This window comes from Thalassolituus sp. UBA2009 (assembly GCF_002335285.1).
In the GTDB taxonomy this organism is placed as follows: domain Bacteria; phylum Pseudomonadota; class Gammaproteobacteria; order Pseudomonadales; family Oceanobacteraceae; genus Venatoribacter; species Venatoribacter alkanivorans.
In genome coordinates, this window is sequence record NZ_DDCJ01000161.1 from 1 (window position 1) to 5,213 (window position 5,213).

Genomic DNA, 5,213 nt, shown 5'->3' on the forward strand with positions numbered 1-5,213 from the left:
GCTCGGCGCGCACCATCGCCCACAGATCGCGGTAAGCAAAATCACTGTGACTGACAACACGCACAGTTCCCAGACGCTGCCACTGACGGGTAACATCCGCTTCCGCCGGAATCATTTCCAGCCCGACCCAATGCATAAACCAGCGCGGCGCTGGTAAATCCCCCGGCGTATCGCGGCTGCGGCGATAGATGGGCTCATCGTCGACCCGCTGCAATTCGATCTCTGCAAAAAAACCACGGTCAAACAGCACATCCATCAGACGGGTTAACTGCACCTCGTCATCAGCAGCAACCTGAGACATGGATAAAGCCAGAGAAGTCGCCGCATCATAAGCCCGGGCATTCAGCTGCTGCTGAAAATAATCACGGCCATTTATAACCATCACCAGCAGATTACCAGCCAGTAAAATAACAACCAGCAAACCAGTGAGCAGGGAAAATTGTTGTCGCAATGTCATTGTTATAAGTCCATTCCCAGTTGGTTCATGCGGACACGTAAATCTGTCCATAAATCGAGCTTATTCGGATTCCCCATACGAATCCCTTCGCCCTTCATACGCTCCAGCCACATACCATCGCCATTAAAACTGTAAACCGGCGATAAATCACCGCGCTCACTGGCCGGAGCAATAATGCCGATCAGATTATCCAGCACCAGAGGTACCGCATCCGGTGTGGGGAAATAGGTTAACACCATGTGCGCCTGATTCAGACGGATCGCCTTCACATAAGTGATGCGCAGTTTACTGGTATCCACGCCCAGCTTGCGCAACGAGTAATATTTGGCAATCACATAGTCTTCACAATCGCCGCCATCACTGCCCAGAGCTTCATAAGGTGTGGCCCAGTAGTCATCCCTGCCCCAGTGTTTTTCATCGCTGACAAAGCGCAACTTGCGGTTAAAAAAATCATTCACCCCTTTAAGCTTGTCGGCCTCGGTGGCATCCGCCAGTCCATGTAAAACCTGTCGCCAGGCGTCAATCCGCGCCGCCGCAGGAGCGTCATACTGCTGCTGCGCCTTTTGGGTCAGAGACTCAGGCACCCAGCCTTCAGTATCCGCATACAGTCTCTCCTGCCCGGAAAAATGCCAGCACAGCGAAACAAGTAACACCCATGGCAGCCACCTGAGGTAGTCCGGCTGACGACGGGAGCAAAACATAATGATGGAGAAATCCATGCGCAGACAGGCAACCAACAGATAAAAATTGTTACCATTAAGCATAGACAGACAACATGAGTCCGGCGCAGAAACTGCTACTCTTAGAACATCTGTAGCTAAGAAGTAACACTGATGACGGATAACCTGAGCCCTGCAGCCCGCCTAAAACAACACTTCTCCTTCCGGGTTATTAATCAGGTTCGTCAGGTTATTGATCTCTGGCGCCAGCTGCCGGCACAGCACTGGAGTGCTGAGCGCATGATGGATTTCACCCTCGCGGTAGAAAAGCTGGTGCGTTTTGCACAACGTTTTGAAGCTGCCCGGCATGAAAAACTGGCCCGTCAGTTATTATCCACGCTGGCCCATATCGCCGTTGGCCACAGCCCCGACAGTGCCCAGCTGGAAAGCCTCAATCAAACAATTATCGCCCTCAGTAAAACGGCATTACGCCATACCGACGATAAAAACGCAGACACCCTGATTCCGGAAAAAAAACCGGTTTATATTGCCCTCAGTAATACCGACCATGCCCTGACCATGGCCGAGCAGATGCAGTACTTTGGCTTACGTCCTGAGCTGCAGCGCACCGCCCATGACTTTGCCCAGGCACTGGAACGACGTCATCCCGCGGCCGTGGTGCTGGATCTCGACTTTGCCGGACCCGGTCAGGGACTGGAACTGGCGCAGAGCCTGCAGCAAAGCCGTGAAAATCCGCTGCCGGTGCTGTTCACCTATCGCGAAACACCGCCAACGCTGGAACAACGTCTGGCGACTCTGCGCAACGGAGGCCTGGGAATTTACGAAGAAATGGACGTCCAGTCGGTCATCGGCCATCTGGAAAACCTGCTCGACAGCACCCCCGATGTACCCTTCAAAATTCTTATCATCGACGACTCCCGCGCACAGGCAACCCATACCGCCAACGTACTGAATAAAGCCGGTATGGTCACTCAGGTCGCTAACGACCCTTTGCTGGTACTCGATGTTCTTAGCGGATTTACACCGGATCTGATCCTGATGGATATGTATATGCCTGGTTGCAATGGCATGGAGCTGGCTAAAGTGATCCGTCAGCAACGTGAATACATCAACCTGCCCATCATTTATCTGTCCGGCGAAGAAGACCGCGAACGCCAGTTAGCCGCCATGGCCGAAGGCGGTGACGACTTTTTAACCAAACCTGTCGATTCCGGGCATCTGCTTACCACCCTGCGTAACCGTGTCAGCCGTGCCCGCCAGCTACAGAATCTGATCGCCTGTGACAGCCTGACCGGCCTGCTCAATCACACCCACCTGCTGGGGGCCCTGCAGGATGCCATGCGCAAAAATGAAGATGTGCCTATCAGTTTTGTCATGGTCGACATTGATCACTTCAAACAGGTCAATGACCGCTATGGTCATCCAGCCGGTGATCTGGTGATCCGCAACCTATCACTGTTCCTGCGCCAGAGCCTGCGCAAATCCGACCCTATCGGCCGCTATGGTGGTGAAGAGTTCGCCATCATCCTGCTCGACGCCACCGCCCAGCAGGCTCGCCAGATCATGGACGATATCCGTCTCAACTTTGCCAACCTGATTCATGATGGCCAGTCACTGCGCGTGACCTTCTCCTGCGGTATCGCCGAATGGAGTGGCCAGAGCATCAGCGAACTGGTCGCTGCCAGCGATCAGGCGTTGTATCGCGCCAAACGTAACGGCCGCAATCAGGTGCAGACCGCCGAACAAGGCGAATAACCAAGCTATCCCCGCCAGAACTGGACGCTCGCCGGCTTTTTCGGCAAACTCGCGGGCTTTCGGGTCATATCGGCCGGCCGGCCTACAGGCGCCTGCCGTCTGCGATCCTATTTCTTCATTTCAGGGGAATCATCATGGCAAGCATTCTGGTATTGCAGGGGCCAAATCTGAATCTGCTGGGCAGTCGTGAACCGCATATATACGGGTACACAACCCTCGCCGATATTGAGCAGCAGCTGAGCCAGCACGCCAGCGCCGCAGGCTTTACCCTGGAACAATTCCAGAGCAACGCTGAGCATGAGCTGATCAACCGCATCCATGCCGCACGCACGGATGGCACGGCCTTTATCCTGATTAATCCGGCCGCCTTTACCCATACCAGTGTCGCCCTGCGCGATGCACTGGCCGGCGTTGCGATCCCTTTTATCGAAATTCATATTTCCAATGTCCATGCACGCGAAGTCTTCCGCCATCATTCCTATCTGTCGGATATTGCCGTCGGAGTGATCGCCGGACTCGGTGTGCAGGGCTATGACCTGGCGTTGCAGGCGGCTATCAGCCGTTTAAACGCGGAGAACGTATAACATGTCCTGGATTCAGATCCGTATTCACGCCACACAGGCCGATGTTGAAGCGGTTGAAAATGCATTACTGGCCGCCGGTGCCTTATCGGTCACGCTGCAGGATGACGCTGACCAGCCGATTCTCGAACCCGAGCTGGGCACCACGCCGATCTGGGATAAAACCCAGATCATCGGCCTGTTTGATGCCAATCAGGACAGCGATGCCCTGCTGGAGCAGATTGCCCTGATGTATGCCGCCGAAGGCGGTACTGCACTGCCTGAACACAAGCTGGAACTGGTGGAAGACAAAGACTGGGTTCGCGCCTGGATGGACGATTATCATCCGATGCCTTTCGGCAAGCGCCTGTGGGTCTGCCCAAGCTGGCGCGAGCCGCCACAAGCGGATGCCGTTAACCTGATGCTCGACCCGGGGCTGGCCTTTGGTACCGGCACCCACCCGACAACCGCGTTGTGTCTGAAATACCTCGACGGCGCGATTGAAGGCAACGAACTGGTCGTCGACTACGGCTGTGGCAGCGGTATTCTGGGGATTGCCGCCCTGCTGCTTGGCGCAAAACATATGATTGGCGTCGACATCGATCCGCAGGCACTGACTGCCACCCGCGATAATGCCGAACGTAATGGTATTGATGCCAGTCAGTACGAAATCTATCTGCCGGAAGCGACGCCGGTAGTACAGGCGGATATGACAGTAGCCAATATTCTCGCCGGACCATTAATGAGCCTCGCGCCGCACATGGCGGAACTGACCCGTACGGGTGGTAAACTGGCTCTGTCCGGCCTGCTGGCCGAGCAGGCAGACGAAGTCTCGGCCTGTTATGCTCAGTGGTTCATCATGAACCCGGCGGAACAAATGGGTGATTGGGTTATTCTTACAGGGATTAAACGTTAAGGATCTGTCATGGCTGTTCACGTAACCCGCTGCCCACATTGCCAGACCAGCTTTCGCGTTCGCGATGAGCATCTGAATGCTGCCCGTGGCATGGTGCGTTGTGGCTCCTGCCTGCAGGTTTTTAAAGCTGCCGAACACTTTATTCAGGAAGGCGCTGCGGCCGCGGTAGCCGTACAGCCCAAGACGGATACGGTAAAAGCCCCGGCGGCCCCTCAGGCCCGTCCAGCCAGCAAACCCGCCGCCAGTCAGCCAGCGATTGAAGAAGATGACGATGATACCGGTCTGATCCACGATGATATGGACGATGACCCTATCTCTGACACCCTCGCCGACGATCCGTTTACCGACTTCAATCTGCGCGCTCCCGAAAAGCAGAAACGGCCCAAACCCCGTATTGAACTGGAAATGGACGATTCTATTTTCAGCCTGCGTAACGTCAGCAACGACACCCTCGATTTCTCTGACATGGATGCAGAGGACGAAGGCAAAATTAAGGACGATGATGAGTCCTGGGCCAATGCCCTGCTGAATGACGATGACGACAGCATCCGGCAGATGAAGGAAGAGAAAGTTACCTCCTCACGCCTGAAACTGAGCGGCAACGATGAATTCAACTTCGACCTGCCACCACCGGAAGAAGATGACTTCCACGGTTTCCTCGATGACGAAGACGATACCGATCAGCACCACAACCGGAATGACTTCACCCTCGGCGGTGATGATGGCCTGCAAACCGAAACACTGGAAATCAGCCTGCCGGCCAGCAGCATTGCCGGATTACAGGAAGAACCCCTGCAGCTGGCCAAACAGCGCCGTCGCAAACTCCCCTGGGGCTGGCTCACCGG

The 5,213-nt window shown here is 55.2% G+C and carries 6 protein-coding genes; 4 read left to right on the forward strand and 2 right to left on the reverse strand.

All coding sequences use genetic code 11. The features are described 5' to 3' along the window. Window positions 1-457 (reverse strand): LapD/MoxY N-terminal periplasmic domain-containing protein (locus tag B3P58_RS19995; RefSeq protein WP_286720088.1); only part of this gene is annotated, 457 nt, incomplete at its 3' end. Window positions 458-459: 2 nt separating this feature from the next. After that, window positions 460-1,221: a transglutaminase-like cysteine peptidase gene (locus B3P58_RS20000; protein WP_286720091.1), complete on the reverse strand. Its 762-nt coding sequence runs from the start codon at window positions 1,219-1,221 to the stop codon at window positions 460-462. Window positions 1,222-1,290: 69 nt separating this feature from the next. Here B3P58_RS20000 and B3P58_RS20005 point away from each other — a divergent pair, with 69 nt between their 5' ends. The 4 genes from B3P58_RS20005 to B3P58_RS20020 all read left to right on the forward strand — a co-directional run. Beyond that, window positions 1,291-2,892, forward strand: coding sequence for a diguanylate cyclase (locus tag B3P58_RS20005; protein ID WP_145469690.1), 1,602 nt, complete (start codon window positions 1,291-1,293; stop codon window positions 2,890-2,892). Window positions 2,893-3,026: 134 nt separating this feature from the next. Then, a complete protein-coding gene (gene aroQ, locus B3P58_RS20010) occupies window positions 3,027-3,476 on the forward strand; it encodes a type II 3-dehydroquinate dehydratase (RefSeq protein WP_286720095.1) in 450 nt (149 codons plus the stop codon). A 1-nt stretch (window position 3,477) separates the two neighbouring features. Then, window positions 3,478-4,368, forward strand: coding sequence for a 50S ribosomal protein L11 methyltransferase (prmA, locus tag B3P58_RS20015; RefSeq protein ID WP_286720098.1), 891 nt, complete (start codon window positions 3,478-3,480; stop codon window positions 4,366-4,368). Between the two features lie 9 nt (window positions 4,369-4,377). Then, a partial coding sequence (locus tag B3P58_RS20020) for an MJ0042-type zinc finger domain-containing protein (RefSeq protein WP_286720101.1) occupies window positions 4,378-5,213 on the forward strand: 836 nt, incomplete at its 3' end.